This window comes from Pseudodesulfovibrio nedwellii (genome assembly GCF_027923765.1).
GTDB lineage: Bacteria > Desulfobacterota > Desulfovibrionia > Desulfovibrionales > Desulfovibrionaceae > Pseudodesulfovibrio > Pseudodesulfovibrio nedwellii.
Map to the genome: position 1 here is coordinate 3466728 of NZ_AP026709.1, position 14271 is coordinate 3480998.

Genomic DNA, 14271 nt, shown 5'->3' on the forward strand with positions numbered 1-14271 from the left:
ATTCCTAAGAACCTTTTTCAAAAGGTTCTTAGGCCGCCGGAGGCATCCTAAAGGATCTGGTCGAGGATGCCGAGGTCCTTGTCACCGCGTCCTGACAGGCAAACGAGTACGGATTTCCCATGCAGTTTGTCTTTGTTTTCAATGGCGTAGGCCACGGCGTGAGAAGATTCCAACGCCGGGATAATGCCTTCGCGGCGTGATAATACTTTGAACGCGTTCAAGGCTTGCTTATCATTGATTGTCACGTACTCGGCGCGACCGATGTCCTGCAAATGGGCATGCTCGGGACCGACTCCGGGATAATCTAGACCGGGAGCTACTGAATGGGACGGGAGAATCTGTCCTTCATCCGTTTGTAACAGCTTGGTTTTCATGCCGTGCAATACGCCATCCGTTCCGAGATTGAGCGGTGCGGAATTGTCGCAGCCCGGTTCTCCGGTGCCCGCAGCCTCCACGCCGACGAGCTTGACGGATTCGTCAGGCACGAAATGATGGAACATGCCGATGGCGTTAGACCCACCGCCCACACAAGCAGTGACTATGTCCGGCAGATTGCCGTCATTGCGATCCATATACTGCTGACGGGCTTCTTTGGAGATGATTTGTTGGAATTCACGCACCAAATCAGGGAAGGGGTGCGGTCCGGCAGCCGTGCCGAAACAGTAATGGGTGTTTTCCTGATCGGCCAACCAGCGTCGTAAAGCCTCGTTGATGGCGTCCTTGAGTGTCTTTGTGCCGGATTCGACAGGGATGATTTCCGCCCCCATGAGTCGCATCCTGTTGACATTAGGAGCCTGACGTACCACGTCGGCGGCGCCCATGTAGATGACGGCCTTCATGTCGAGCATGGCAGCGGCGACAGTTGTTGCTACACCGTGCATACCTGCGCCTGTTTCGGCCAGCAGTACTTCCTTGCCCATCATTTTGGCGAGGAGTCCCTGCCCAAGCGTGTTGTTGATTTTGTGTGCGCCTGAATGGTTCAGGTCTTCACGTTTGAGCCATAGGTCCAGACCAAGGTCCTTGGACATGTGTTGGCAGTATGTCATGGCCGAAGGACGGCCCACGTTTTCCTTGAGCATTTGAATAAAGCGCGTCTGAAATTTCTCCGAGGGGAGAATGGTTTTCATGGCTTCTTCAAGCTCGATAAGCGGCGGCATGAGCAGTTCTGGAATGAACTGTCCGCCAAAATCGCCGAAATAACCCTTTTTCATTATTCTTCCTCCGCGAGAATCCTGAAGACTTCCCGCAGCTTTGATGCATCCTTGACACCTGGTTCGAGTTCCACCCCTGAATTGATGTCCAATCCTGGAGGATTTATGGCCAGAGCTTTCTTGGTGTTGTGTGGCCCAAGGCCGCCAGCAAGAAACCAAGGTGTAAGTATTTCGATATCTTGTAATGTGGCAAAATCAATGGTCGTCCCCGTTCCACCCTGACCTTTGGTCCCTGCATCCAGCAGGAAATGACCACAGGCTTCAGAGTAGTTTTCCATGTCTCGGAGTAATGCTGAAGCAGAGGAATAGGTGTTTGGCCAGAAAACTCGAATGACCCTATCGGGTCCGATTTTCCAGCATGCATCCATATCCTGTCCACCATGGAGTTGGGCTGCGTGCAGTCCGCACCGATCCATGGTCTCAATGATTTCTTCAGCGGTCTGGTCGACAAAAATGCCAACTTTGGTGACCTTGCCAGTTTTGACCGAGGCCACGAAGTCGGGATCGGCCAACCGAGGACTTTTGGGGTGAAAGATGAATCCAAGCAGATCAACGCCGAGATCGACGCACAGCTTAACATCTTCCATGCGGGTCATGCCGCACACTTTGACCAGAGGTCGTGCCACTACTTTGCTCCTGTCAACTCGGCCAGTTTTTCGCCGGGGTTGTCCGCTTCCATCAGGCAGGTTCCGACCAGCACGGCGTCGAAACCGAGGCCGGCCATTTCTTCTACCTGTGCACGTTTGGATATGCCGCTGGCACAAATCCAAAGTTCGCCTTCCTGCTTTTGTTTGATGAAGTTGCGGCTTTGATCCAGTGACGTCTCAAGGGTGTCGAGATTTCGGTTGTTGACCTGAATAATGTCGGCTCCGGCTGCACGGGCCATGTCAAGGTCTGCTTGGTCGAAGATTTCAACTACCGGGCTTAGGCCGGGCATGCGGGCCAGCTCCACCATCTGTGCAAGGTGTGTCACGTCGTCACACATACGGGCGACCAGCAGCACGGCGGCTGCCGGGCTGGATGCGGTCATGGCGACCTGAAGCGGGTCGAGGATGAAATCCTTGCGCAACAAAGGAATACCGGGTTGGCTCATCATGAACAAAAAGTCCGGGGTGCCGCCAAAGTATTGGTGCTCCGTGAGAACGGAGATGGCAGCCGCTCCATTGTTGGCATATATATCTGCAAAATCCAGCGGGTTTGCGTTTTCGCGCAGAACACCTTTGCTCGGGCTGGCAGGTTTGAATTCGGCAATGACAGCTCCGGGGCCTTTGGTTTTGATGGCGTCAACGAATGACGGGCGATCGCCACGGTAAACGGCAGGCAAATGTCCTTCCATGAAGCTTTTACGGAGGGAATCGATTTCAAGTTGCTTTGCTTCTCTGAATTTATTCAACATATGGAATTCCTTTCTTCAGTCCTGTGTATACTGTGTCTCGGGCCAGTTCAGCGCATTCGGCCATGGGTCCCTTGTCCAAAAGATGCAGGCACCCTGCCAGATTCAGGGCCACCATGTCCATCATGGCGCGGGGGCCATCTCCAGCGAGAATCTCCTTGAGTTTGACCACGGCATCTTCTTTGCTGGTCACAACAACTTCTTTGGGATCATGCGCTTTAAAGCCGAGTTGCTGAGGGTTGACCGTGGTTTTTTCCATCACGCCGTCATGGATGATGTACCCCCGGTTAACGCCCCATGTGGTTAGTTCATCGAATCCTCCTGCTCCGGAGAAAAGGAGTGCGCGGTTAACGCCGGTCAGAAGTAGGGTTTCGCCCATGAGTTCCAGTCGTTCCGGGTCGCCTACGCCCAAGAGTTGGTGGGATGGACGGGCCGGGTTGAGCAACGGTCCCATGAAGTTGAACAGGGTACGGATACCGAGTTGCTGGCGAACGGGCATGACGTGTTTGAAGGCCGGGTGGTAAGCTGGCGCGAACAGAAAGGCGAAGTTGTGTTTCTTTAAACCTTCAGCGGCTTTTTCTGGGGCCATGTCCAACGGGATGCCGAGGGCTTCCAGAGCATCGGCTGATCCGCATGAAGAAGACAAGGCGCGGTTGCCGTGTTTGGCAACGGTGTATCCCATGTCCGCGAGAAACAGGGAGACTGCCGTGGAGTTGTTGAAGCTGCATTGGCCGTCACCACCTGTGCCGCAGGTGTCGATGACCGGTTCCTTTCGGGTGCCGTCAAAGCCGGGGATCTTGATGGCGTGGGCTACTCCGGCACGGACTCCGGCGGCCAGATCCGTGGAGTCTTCACCCTTGACGCGTAGCCCCATGAGGAAGGCTCCGGTTTGGGATTCGGTCATTTTCCCGTCCATGAGTTCGGTGAACATAAAGTCCGCCTGCATGTCGGTGAGTGGCTTTCGCTGTGCAATGATTTCAAGTATTTCAGGTATGGTCATATCATTATCCTTGTATATTCAGAAAGTTCTGGAGTAATTTCGGGCCGTCCGGTGTGAGGATGGATTCCGGGTGGAACTGGACGCCATGCCATGGCCGGTCCTTGTACTGGATACCCATGATTTCGCCCTGTCGGGTTCGGGCCGTGACATCGAGTGTGTCTGCCGCTTTCTCAGCCGGAACAATGAGCGAGTGGTATCTGCACACCTCGAAGGGTGAGTCGAGACCGGCAAAAATGCCTTGCCCACCGTGGATTACCTGCGAGGTCTTGCCGTGCATGATACGTTCGGCGCGTTCTACAGGTGCTCCGGCAAAGTGCCCAAGGGTCTGATGCCCCAGACATACGCCGAATACCGGAATCGCTTTAGGCAGTCGGCTGAGGAATTCCAGACAAAAACCGGCATTTTCCGGGTTGCTTGGTCCGGGTGAAAGACAAACTCGTTCAAGCGTGCCGCTTTGTGCTAGATCCAGTACTGTTTCACGGTCGTTGCGGATGACCACGGGGTCGGCTCCAAGTTGTTGGAAGGCCTGTACCAGATTGAAGGTGAAGGAATCGAAATTATCTATCAGCAAAAACATCGGTTCCCCCCTTGCCTGTGATGACTTCCAGAATAACTCGTGCCTTGTTGTGACATTCGTTCCACTCGGATTCAGCGTCCGAGTCGTACACGATGCCAGCTCCGGCCTGCCAGTGGCAGATGCCGTTTCGAATCCACATGGACCGGATGGTAATGCCCGTGTCGAGGGAGATAACGCCGTCGTCCAGCCCCATCCAGCCTATGCAGCCGCCATAAGGGCCGCGTTCCTGTGGTTCCAGATCGGCGATAATTTCCATGGCCCGAATTTTCGGTGCGCCGGATAATGTTCCCGCCGGGAAGGTGGATTGAAGAACATCCACGCCATCCAGTCCGTCTTTTAGCTCGCCTTCCACATAGGAAGTGAGGTGCATGACATGGGAGAAGCGTTCAACGTTCATGAATTTTTCGACGGTGACTGTGCCGGGTTTGGAAATACGACCCAGATCGTTTCGCCCGAGGTCGACCAGCATGACATGCTCGGCCCGTTCTTTGGGGTCGGCCAACAGTTCTTTTTCCAGACGCATATCTTCTTTCTCGGTTTCGCCTCTCCAGCGAGTTCCGGCGATGGGACGTACTTCCAGATGTCCGGCCGAGCTTCTGACCATCATTTCCGGGGATGATCCGAGCAGGGTGGTGCCACAGGTTTTGCCCATGGACGAGCAGTCCGGGAATTTCATGTAGAACATGAATGGTGAAGGGTTGGCCTGTCTGAGGCGGCGATAAATCTTGAAAGGTTCATCCGGCAAAGGCACGGTGAATCGGGTGGACAACACCACTTGAATGCATTCGCCTTCGGCAATGAGTTCCTTGCACCGCTCTACGCCGCGCATGTATTCTTCCTTACCGGGATGGACCGTGGGTGTCCCGACCTCGGGAGCAGTCAGGTCCGCGCCCCATTGAATGGGGGCAGGCATGGGGGTCGCGCCTTTATCAAGGCTGAGATAGCAGCAGGAGTGGCGCAGGTGATCGAAAAGGACCATTTGTCCGGGCAGGACTAAACACGCCTCGGCATCGGCTGGTTTGCAGCATTCGGTCAGCTTGCGTTCGAACATGCCAGCTACGCCATATCCGAAGTAGCCGTACAGACCGCGAGTCAGACCGGGGAGGCCGTCACGCGCGTTGCCACCGGTGGTTTCCTGCGTGATTGAGAGTAGTTTCACGGCCTTTTTAATGCCGGTGAGATACTCCATACCTTCCAGCTCTTTGAGCTGGGCGAGTCTATCGTCTGAAACTTCTACCACCAGCTTGCCATCCACAGGGTGGAGCATGAGTCGATAGTCCCAGGCGATCAAACTGTATCGACCAAGGCGACCATCCACCTCTGCCGATTCCAGCAAAATGCCGGGTTGGTCTCCCACCAGTCCCATATAGAGGGATATGGTGGTCTGGACGTCAGCCGGGAGCCACTTCCCGTGCTGCGTCAGTGAAATCTTTTCCATTATTTTTCCTTGTAGGTTCAGTCTCGTTAGTTGAGCGGGCGAGGTATAACCTCCCACCCTTTTACCTTTTTTCGGTTTTCATATGACTTTCACGTCCCTTTCATTGTGTGCTCCTTATAAAAAAGGCCGTACCCTTTCTGGGGGTGCGGCCTTGGTTCACGTTTGATTCCAAGTAACGGCATGAGCCGCACCATTTATGAAGTTTCGTTACGCCACCACCACTGTGCCCGATCTGCGAGCAGATCGAGATCACCGCCTGCGGCCAGGCTGAGGTAGGACATGAATTTGCGGTTGACTTCCTGAAGAAATGGATTCGATTCAGAGATGATCTCGAAGAGTTCCGTATCCTGTGTGAGCATTTTACGGGCAGAGTCCAATCTGCGTTTGAACGAGGGGGTGATGAAGTTATCAATACCTTCCACATCTCTGGCTGCAGCTAAAAAAGCCACGGTGGACGTGAAATTCAATCCCTGAACAAAGGCCATGGATCGGTCGTGATCTTCAGCTGTTGTCGAGAAACAGTCGTAGCCACATGCCTGCATGAGGCTGGTGACTTTGTTTGCGGCATCTGTATCGGTCTCGCGTCCCGGCGCGACAGCAATCTTGGGTGTAAAATCTTCCGGGATGACTGGTCCGAAAAGCGGATGCGTACCGACCACTGGACCGTCATAACTTTCTGTCATTGCTTTCATGGGGAGCATTTTGACTGAGCCAACATCGCACAGGATCGTGGTGCCGTTCAGGTACGGCACCACCTGGTCCAAGACGGATTTCATGGCCGTTACCGGCACACTGAGCAGCAACATGTCGCAGTCGGTGAGAGCCTCGCGGAGTGTATCCTCGGTGTATGGAAGGTCCAAAGCAATGACAGTGCGTCCGAGATCGGCAAAGGCTTTGAAAAAAAGCCCGCCCATCTGACCGCTTGCGCCCGCGATGGCGATTGTATGTATATCTGCCTCAGTCATTGCCTTATCCGATGATTTTTTCCCATTCGTCCCAGAAGCCGGGGAATGATTTGTTGACACAGGTCGGATTGTCGAGAGTGACGTCGATACCCGCCAATTGAAACAGGGACATGGACATAGCCATGCGATGGTCGCCGTATGTCGTGAAATCTATTGCATGTCCGTTGGGCAGCCTGCCGGGGCGGATGATGAGTGTGTCTTCAACGATTTCGGTTTCGGCCTGAGTGCGGGATACTTCCAGAGCACAGGCTTCCAGTCTGTCGGTTTCTTTGATGCGCAGATGGGCCACATTGGTGATGGTGGTCGGTGAGGTGGCGAATGCTGCGGCGGCGGAAACTGTCGGGACCAGATCCGGGCAACGGCCCATGTCCACGGTTATACCATGCAAGGTGCTCGGTTCAATGAGGATGCCGTCAAAGGTGACTTTGATCGATGCGCCCATCTGGCTGAGAATATCCATGATGGCCCGGTCGCCTTGAAGCGAATCAGCTGCCAGTCCCTTGATGAGTACGGGGCGTCTGCCAACAGCTCCGGCGGCCAGAAAGTAACTGGCGTTGGACCAGTCGCCTTCCACTCGATAATGTGTCGGATCATAGCCGGTCGGTTTGACAATGAACCGAATTTTGCCAGGGCTGACGACCTTGATGGAGCGCCACGGTACGGCTTCCCATTTCTTGCCGTTTTTGATTTCGACTTCGAACCCTGCCTTGAAATCTTCCATGATGCGTAAGGTCAGAGCCACATACGGCCAGGAAACAGCTTTTTTTCCCGTGACCGTGATTGTGGTTTCATGGTCAGTCAAAGGCGCACCTAGGAGCAGACCGGAGAGGTATTGGCTGCTTTCTTCCAGGGTGATTTCCACCTTTTTCGAGGTGTAGCCTTTGCTGGTCATGATAAAGGGGAGGAATTCCTCTTTTTCAGCAAATTCGAATGTGGAGCCGAGTTTTTGCAAGGCTGTCACCAGTTCGGCCATGGGCCGTTCATGCATGCGCTGGGCGCCGTGTACTTTGAAGGAACCGTATCCGGCAGCGGCCACGGCGGTCATCAGACGGCAGGTGGTCCCGGATTCGTGCATGAATAATTCGTGCGGTTCTTCATCCTTGTGCTTGCCGTCAGCATTGCCGCCCTTGGGTCCGGACTCCATGCCTGTAACGATGAGTTTCCCGTCCTTTTCATCGATTTTTGCTCCGCAGGCGGTCAGACAACCGCGTGTGCGGGTGATGTCGTCTGAATCGAGGATAGATGATACTTCGGAGACGCCGTTGGCCAATGCTGCCGCGATGAGTGTGCGGTGGGAAAGCGACTTGCTGGCCGGTGCATTGATGATAATCGGTTCCTTGGTCATGATCGATTCTCCTGAGTGGGGTAGGTGCCGAGGACTCGCAGCGTATGGCACTGCTGACGAATGTCCTCAAGGACGTCTTGGTAACGGTCGCCGCCCAAATCACATTCGAGGTCGGTGAAGAAAACATATTTCCATTTTTCACCTCGGAATGGACGGGATTCAAGCTTCGTCATATTGATGCCTTGATGGCCCAGAGTGGTCAACACGCGGGCCAGTGCACCCGGTTTGTCGGGCAAAGTGAAAAGTATGGTTGTCTTGTCGCGTCGGTCTTCTTGTGAAGGAGCTGCGCCGATGATGAGGAATCGTGTCCAGTTGTCGGGCAGGTCCTCAATTGATTGGGACAGCACGTTCATGGCGTGCATGTCAGCCAGCTTGATATGACCGATAACGGCAGCAGCTTTTTTGCCTGCTACTACTTCGGCAGCCTCAGCTGTTGATTCCATGGGGATGGTCGGTACATCCGGCAGATGGGTGCGCAACCAATCACGGCATTGGCCCAATGGTTGAGGGTGGGAGTATATGACCTCCACATCCTTAAGGGATTCGGCTTTGGACATGATCGAGTGGCTGATGCGACTGAAAACCTCGGCCTGAATGTAGACCTTGTATTTCATGAACAAGTCCACGACCTGCCCCACGGTGCCTTCAATCGTGTTTTCCATTGGTATAACGCCGAGTTCGGCTCCTTCCTCGGCCACGGCCCGGAATATTTCTTCAAAATTTCCCTTGGGAGTCAGGGATGCGGCACTGCCCATGTGTTCGATGGCAGCAAAATAGGAGAAGGTCCCTTCAGGGCCAAGATAGACCACACGCTCGGGGCGTTGCAGATGGCGCGAGGAGCTCATGATCTCGCGGTAGATGGTGCGCAGGTGTTTGTCCGGCAACGGGCCGGGACTGGAACCCGCGATCTTGTTCATGACTTCCTGCTCGCGGAAGGGTTTGTAGATGGCTTCGCCCTTGGACGCTTTGTATCGGCCTACACCGAGGCTCAGATTTGCCCGTTGATTGAGCAGGTCCACGATTCGACGATCCACGGAGTCGATGGACTCGCGCAGTTCGCCGAGATCGGGAATATCGTTGTGGTCTTTATCTGCCATGACGTTCTCCGAAGCCTAAGCTTCCTTGATTTCTTCTTTGATGCGCATGCCGAAGTGTCGACCAGCTTCATCGGTTTTGACCATGATTTTATCACCAACCTTGAGGGTCACGACGGACACTGGTTCACCTTTGTCCGAGACAACGCGGATGGTTTCGGCGTTTTGCAGGAAAATTTGACCTTCGGTGGTGGCTTCTTTGGTTTTGATTGCGGCCTTAATGAGCAACATGGGCCGAACTTCCACTTTGACGCGGCCTACGGTGGCTATACTGGTGTCACCATTTGCACCCACGATGAGCACGTCGTCGCCAGCACCTAACTCATCCAGATAGGTCGTTTTGTCACCGGGCATTTGGGCATAGGCGTGAACTGCTCCCGCATTGATACGGAAGGGGCGTGCAGCCACATACGGATTGGATTCGGTCTCTGCATGGACAAGGAAGGAGAAGGCGGAGGAGTTGCCGATGAGCATGCCTTGGCCTTTTTTCAGGACGGAAATGGTGTCGACACAAACGCGGTGTCCCAACCCGGTGGATTCGATCTCGGTAACTTCGGCGGTTTGGAGGTCCATGGTTCCCTGCGAGAGTTTGAGTTCGGAGACGATCTGCTTGAGGTCGGATGCGCCTTCGGGCAATACGACCACGGTGTCACAACCGCGTTCCAGAATTCCTGCGGCCAACACAGCCCGGTCCAGCGATTCACATTCAAGAGCAAGAGAATCCACCTGCGCAAGGATGTTTTCTACTGGAATGATTTCCCATCCCTTTTTGAGTACGACATCCTTGCCGTCACGAATGCCTTTGATGGCAATGTCTTCATCGGCTTTCTTGGTCAACTCGACCACGGGCATATCGTCTGGAGTGATGACCGTGACTCGACCGAGAGATTTGACTGCCTTGGCCTGATCTTTCTCGACCATCACAGCGTCTACACCGGACTCAAGAGCCAGAGTGACGAGGTTCTTGTCAAAGGGGATGGACTTGAAGATGACTTTTTTCATTGTATGGTACCGTTATCCATTGAGGTGATTGAGAGCGGTTTCCACAGATTCGTCAGCGTGGACCACCATGTTGAGCGCTTCGACCAGACGGGTCGGATTTTCATGTTGGAATACGTTGCGGCCCACGGACAATCCTGCGCCACCGGCTTCCAGAGAATCATGTACCATCTGAAGAAATGCTTCTGTGCTGTCAAGTTTGGGACCACCAGCTATGACAACAGGAATACAACAGGAATCGCACACATGGGCAAAGGTGTCTATGTTGCCAGTGTACGGGACTTTCACAACGTCCGCACCGAGTTCTGTGCCAACACGGGCGCAATGGGCCACGACTTTTGCGTCGTATTCGTCAGAAATTTTGGAACCGCGAGCGTAGACCATGGCCAGCAACGGGATGCCCCATCTGGCTGCGTCAGAAGAAATTTTGCCGAAGTCGTTGAGCATGGCAGCCTCGGTTTCGTCGCCGAGGTTACAATGGATGGAAACGGCGTCTGCGCCGAGACGGACGGCATCTTCCACACTTGCGACCAGTGTTTTGGCATTGGGGAAGGGAGACAAGGAAGTGGAAGCTGACAGATGGACGATCAGCCCGATGTCCTTGCCCTGGGCTCGGTGTCCACAACGAACCAGTCCTTTGTGCTCGATGACTGCGTTGGCACCGCCGTCAACAACTTTGCCGACGGCCTCGCGCATATCGACCAGCCCATCGATAGGGCCGACGGTTACGCCGTGATCCATGGGAACTACGATAGTTCGGCCGGTATTCCGATTGAAGATTCTTTCCAGTCTGATGGCTTTACCTATGTGCATTTTATTCTCCTTGAGGTTGTCCCTTCACTGAGTGAGCATCCAACCGACGAGCCACAAAAAACAAGGGCCGCCGGCTTTCGCCCGCGGCCCTTGAAGAGGTTTTGTTCAGTTTGTATCCACCAGTTGGCTACAATGCACCTCTCCCAAGACCACGAGCGTGGCAATACCAATACCAGAAGGTAAAGTTGGAAAAGGATACGTTGGAGACGGTTGTGGAGTTCATGGCTTTATTAGCTACACAGCCCCGGTCGATCTGTCAACAAAAAAAGTTACAGCGATTTCAGTGTGATACTATATATAGTAATATACTGTGTGACCGACGGTCACTTCTTTAGCGTGTTTTGGCCCTGAAATATGACATTTCTTATGAGGGTGAGTTTTGAGGAAATGGCTTCTTTTTGATTAAAATCGTGTTTGTCGTTCTCAAATATTTTTTTGTAACGTTTGTTAGCATGAATTCTCCAAATGCGCTGGGGGCGCTTTTCGTTATTTGACATTTTTTGTGAAAATATATGGAATAAAAATGAATAAAATCACAAAAAAGTAAAAAATATAGATTTTAAAAAATACAAAAAACTGTGTTTTTACATAAATCGCAATGGTAAACCATTTTGGCACGACTCTTGATATAGGAGGGACAGGTTAGAAACGCATTTTATTCAAAGAGGAGTTCCCTATGTTTTTAAGAAAGTCCCCGAACCATGTTTTCAGGAGGCTCGTTACAGGCGCAGTAGTCTTGACGGCAGCTCTTGCCCCTACCTTTGCCTATGCAGAAGAGGTGGAATATTTGACGCAGTCCAACGCCAATATTTTGTGGACGTTGATCGCAGCATGTTTGGTCATGCTCATGCAGGCCGGTTTTGGCTGCGTTGAGGCCGGTTTCACTCGCGCTAAATCCGCAGGCAATATCATGATGAAGAACTTTCTGGATTTTTCCGTCGGTTCGGTCATTTTTTTCCTGTTTGGCTTTGCGTTGATGTTTGGTCTGGATGCAGGTGGGTTCATCGGTACTTCCGGCTACGGTCTGACTGGTGTTGGTGAGAGCGACATGATGTGGACGTACACTTTCTGGTTCTTTCAGTCCGTGTTTGCCGCTACTGCCGCGACCATCGTTTCCGGTGGTATGGCCGAGCGCACCAAGTTCTCCAGTTACATTATAGTCTCCATCGTGGTTACCGGCGTGATTTATCCCATTTCAGGCCATTGGGCATGGGGGTCGTTGTGGCTGGGTGATGACGGAGCCGGTTGGTTGGAAGGTCTCGGTTTCTGTGATTTCGCCGGGTCCTCTGTTGTCCATTCTGTTGGTGGCTGGATTGCTTTAGCCGGTGCCATGGTGCTTGGTCCCCGTATCGGCAAGTATACTGAAGATGGCAAAGCCAAGGCTATTCCCGGTCACAACATTCCGCTTGCTGGTTTGGGTGTGTTCATCCTTTGGTTCGGTTGGTTCGGTTTCAATCCCGGTTCTACGACGACAGCCGACAATACTATTGGTTTGATTGCCATGAATACTTCTTTGGCAGCCGCAGCAGGTGTTCTTGGTGCCATGGTTGTTTCCTGGTTTCGTTATGGCAAGCCTGACATTTCCATGACCTTCAACGGTGCTCTCGCAGGTTTGGTCGGCATCACTGCCGGATGTGCCACGGTTACTCCGAGTTCTTCCATGGTTATCGGTTTGGTCGCAGGCGTGTTGGTTGTCTTGTCTATTGAATTTATCGATAAGGTTCTCAAGATTGATGATCCGGTCGGTGCTTCTTCTGTCCATGGCGTGTGTGGCGCCTGGGGTACTATCGCTTGTGGTCTGTTTAATGCTGATGGCGGGTTGTTTTTTGGTGGCGGTGCATCGCAGCTTGGAGTTCAGCTTCTTGGTGTCGGTACGTTCTTTGTCTGGGCATTCGGTGGAGGTTTTATTCTCATGACTGCAGTTAAAGCTCTTTTCGGTCTTCGTGCTGAAAAAGATGAAGAACTCAAGGGATTGGATATCGCCGAACACGGTTCTGAGTCCTACAATGGATTTCAGCTCTTTTCCAACGAATAAGTTGAATCCGTTTACAAGAAGCAATGAATCAGACGTATTTATTAGGAGAATAAGAAAATGAAGCTCATTATAGCATATATCAGGCCCGAAAAGCTCAATGACGTGAAGCAGGCTTTGTACGCCAAGGAGATTTACTCCCTGTCCGTGTCCAATATTCTTGGTTCCGGTCGTCAGAAAGGGTTTACTGAAACCTATCGTGGTGTGCAGATGGAAGTTAATTTGCTCAAGAAGGTTCGTCTTGAAATCGGTGTGAACAATGATTTCGAACCGTTGGCTATTGAAGCTATTCAGTCTGCCGGTCAGACTGGTACCGAAGGAGATGGTGTGATCTTTGTTCAGGAGCTTGCCAAGGCCATGCGTATTCGGACCGCTGAGGACGGTATTCTTTAGAAGCCGGTCAATTAATATGGACTGCCGGGGCAACAAGATTTGTTGTTCCGGTGAGTTCTTCCCATTTAATTTTTAAAAAGATCAATACGACATACCTCCACCCCCTGACCTTCGGCCTTGTCCGAGGCATGATTTTGACTCATCATGCCTCGGACTGGCCGAAAATATTATAAGAATTGCAATTCGGAACGGATAGTCAACTAACAAGATTTGACATTTAGTAAATGTTCCCGCATACTTAATAAATGTATAAATGCGTATTTTTCGGATGTTCGTTATTGATTCTTATGCTCTGTGCTCTTCCTGCCAAAGCAGAGGAAGTGGTTTTGGCATATGATGAATATCCGCCATTGAATTATACCGAGAATGGGAAAGCCTGTGGTGAGGTTATAGACCTCATCCGTGAAGCTGGACAGCGGTTAGGCGTGGGAACGATTTTTATTAAACGACCATTTGTTAGAGCCATTCAGGAAGTTGAATTTCGTGGTATCGATGGCATTCTGGGCGTCGTAAAGACCAAAGAACGACAAAAATATTTGTATTATCCTTCAACCGGACATACTCAGGATGGACCTACACTTTTTGCGCATACGCAAAGTGGCGTGAAAGTGGATTCTTTGGAAGACACACACGGTCTCACTGTCGGTGTGATTCGAGGCTATCAATACGGTGACAGAGTGCTTGAGTCTTTGACTGGAGAAATACGGCCTGTCAAAGACGGTGGTACTCTGTACAAAATGATTGCTGAGCGCCGTTTTGATGTAGGTTTGGGATACAGTTTGTCAGGTGAGTATTATTTGAAGAAAATACCGGGTGGCGATCAGGTCAAACCCGTATTGATGCTGCCGGCACTTTCGTTGTATCTGGCTTTTTCAAAAAAACTTGGTTCCCGTGGTTTGGAACTTGCCGAGAGTTTTTCCGAAGAAATTGATCGTATCAAGAAAGAACGCACGCTGATGCAGTAGAACGTAAATTTAAAGCCCCGCCATCATGACATGATGGCGGGGCTTT

Annotated in this window: 14 protein-coding genes; 3 read left to right on the forward strand and 11 right to left on the reverse strand. The window is 52.2% G+C overall.

The window, feature by feature from the left end; all coding sequences use genetic code 11:
* Positions 1-47: 47 nt before the first annotated feature.
* The 11 genes from trpB to SYK_RS16205 all read right to left on the reverse strand — a co-directional run bounded on the left by trpB (position 48) and on the right by SYK_RS16205 (position 10835).
* Positions 48-1211, reverse strand: coding sequence for a tryptophan synthase subunit beta (gene trpB / locus SYK_RS16155; RefSeq protein ID WP_281761301.1), 1164 nt, complete (start codon positions 1209-1211; stop codon positions 48-50).
* Positions 1211-1837: a phosphoribosylanthranilate isomerase gene (locus SYK_RS16160; protein ID WP_281761302.1), complete on the reverse strand. Its 627-nt coding sequence runs from the start codon at positions 1835-1837 to the stop codon at positions 1211-1213. Before SYK_RS16160 ends, trpB begins: the two co-directional genes overlap by 1 nt.
* Complete coding sequence (locus SYK_RS16165) at positions 1837-2607, reverse strand: indole-3-glycerol phosphate synthase TrpC (protein WP_281761303.1); 771 nt, start codon at positions 2605-2607, stop codon at positions 1837-1839. Before SYK_RS16165 ends, SYK_RS16160 begins: the two co-directional genes overlap by 1 nt.
* Positions 2597-3604, reverse strand: a complete 1008-nt coding sequence (trpD, locus tag SYK_RS16170; protein WP_281761304.1) for an anthranilate phosphoribosyltransferase — start codon at positions 3602-3604, stop codon at positions 2597-2599. The genes SYK_RS16165 and trpD overlap by 11 nt, the downstream gene beginning before the upstream one ends.
* A 4-nt stretch (positions 3605-3608) precedes the next feature.
* Positions 3609-4181 carry an anthranilate synthase component II gene (locus SYK_RS16175; RefSeq protein ID WP_281761305.1) on the reverse strand — a complete coding sequence of 191 codons (573 nt, stop codon included), beginning with the start codon at positions 4179-4181 and terminating at the stop codon, positions 3609-3611.
* Positions 4162-5619, reverse strand: a complete 1458-nt coding sequence (locus tag SYK_RS16180; protein ID WP_281761306.1) for an anthranilate synthase component I family protein — start codon at positions 5617-5619, stop codon at positions 4162-4164. The genes SYK_RS16175 and SYK_RS16180 overlap by 20 nt, the downstream gene beginning before the upstream one ends.
* A 194-nt stretch (positions 5620-5813) precedes the next feature.
* On the reverse strand, positions 5814-6584 hold the full coding sequence (locus SYK_RS16185) for a prephenate dehydrogenase/arogenate dehydrogenase family protein (RefSeq protein ID WP_281761307.1): 771 nt from the start codon (positions 6582-6584) through the stop codon (positions 5814-5816).
* A gap of 4 nt (positions 6585-6588) precedes the next feature.
* On the reverse strand, positions 6589-7929 hold the full coding sequence (gene aroA / locus SYK_RS16190; protein ID WP_281761308.1) for a 3-phosphoshikimate 1-carboxyvinyltransferase: 1341 nt from the start codon (positions 7927-7929) through the stop codon (positions 6589-6591).
* Complete coding sequence (gene pheA / locus SYK_RS16195) at positions 7926-9026, reverse strand: prephenate dehydratase (protein ID WP_281761309.1); 1101 nt, start codon at positions 9024-9026, stop codon at positions 7926-7928. Before pheA ends, aroA begins: the two co-directional genes overlap by 4 nt.
* 15 nt (positions 9027-9041) lie before the next feature.
* A complete protein-coding gene (locus tag SYK_RS16200) occupies positions 9042-10025 on the reverse strand; it encodes a 3-dehydroquinate synthase II family protein (protein WP_281761310.1) in 984 nt (327 codons plus the stop codon).
* A gap of 12 nt (positions 10026-10037) precedes the next feature.
* Entirely contained in the window at positions 10038-10835 is a 798-nt protein-coding gene (locus SYK_RS16205; protein ID WP_281761311.1) for a 2-amino-3,7-dideoxy-D-threo-hept-6-ulosonate synthase, read from the reverse strand.
* Positions 10836-11511: 676 nt separating this feature from the next.
* Between SYK_RS16205 and SYK_RS16210 the strand changes: the two genes are divergently transcribed.
* From SYK_RS16210 to SYK_RS16220, 3 genes are all read left to right on the forward strand, one after another.
* On the forward strand, positions 11512-12870 hold the full coding sequence (locus SYK_RS16210; protein ID WP_281761312.1) for an ammonium transporter: 1359 nt from the start codon (positions 11512-11514) through the stop codon (positions 12868-12870).
* 57 nt (positions 12871-12927) lie between these two features.
* The gene (locus SYK_RS16215) at positions 12928-13260 is read left to right on the forward strand and encodes a P-II family nitrogen regulator (RefSeq protein WP_281761313.1); all 333 of its coding nucleotides are present in this window, start codon (positions 12928-12930) and stop codon (positions 13258-13260) included.
* A 245-nt stretch (positions 13261-13505) separates the two neighbouring features.
* Complete coding sequence (locus SYK_RS16220) at positions 13506-14225, forward strand: substrate-binding periplasmic protein (protein ID WP_281761314.1); 720 nt, start codon at positions 13506-13508, stop codon at positions 14223-14225.
* The last annotated feature ends 46 nt before the right edge of the window (positions 14226-14271 follow it).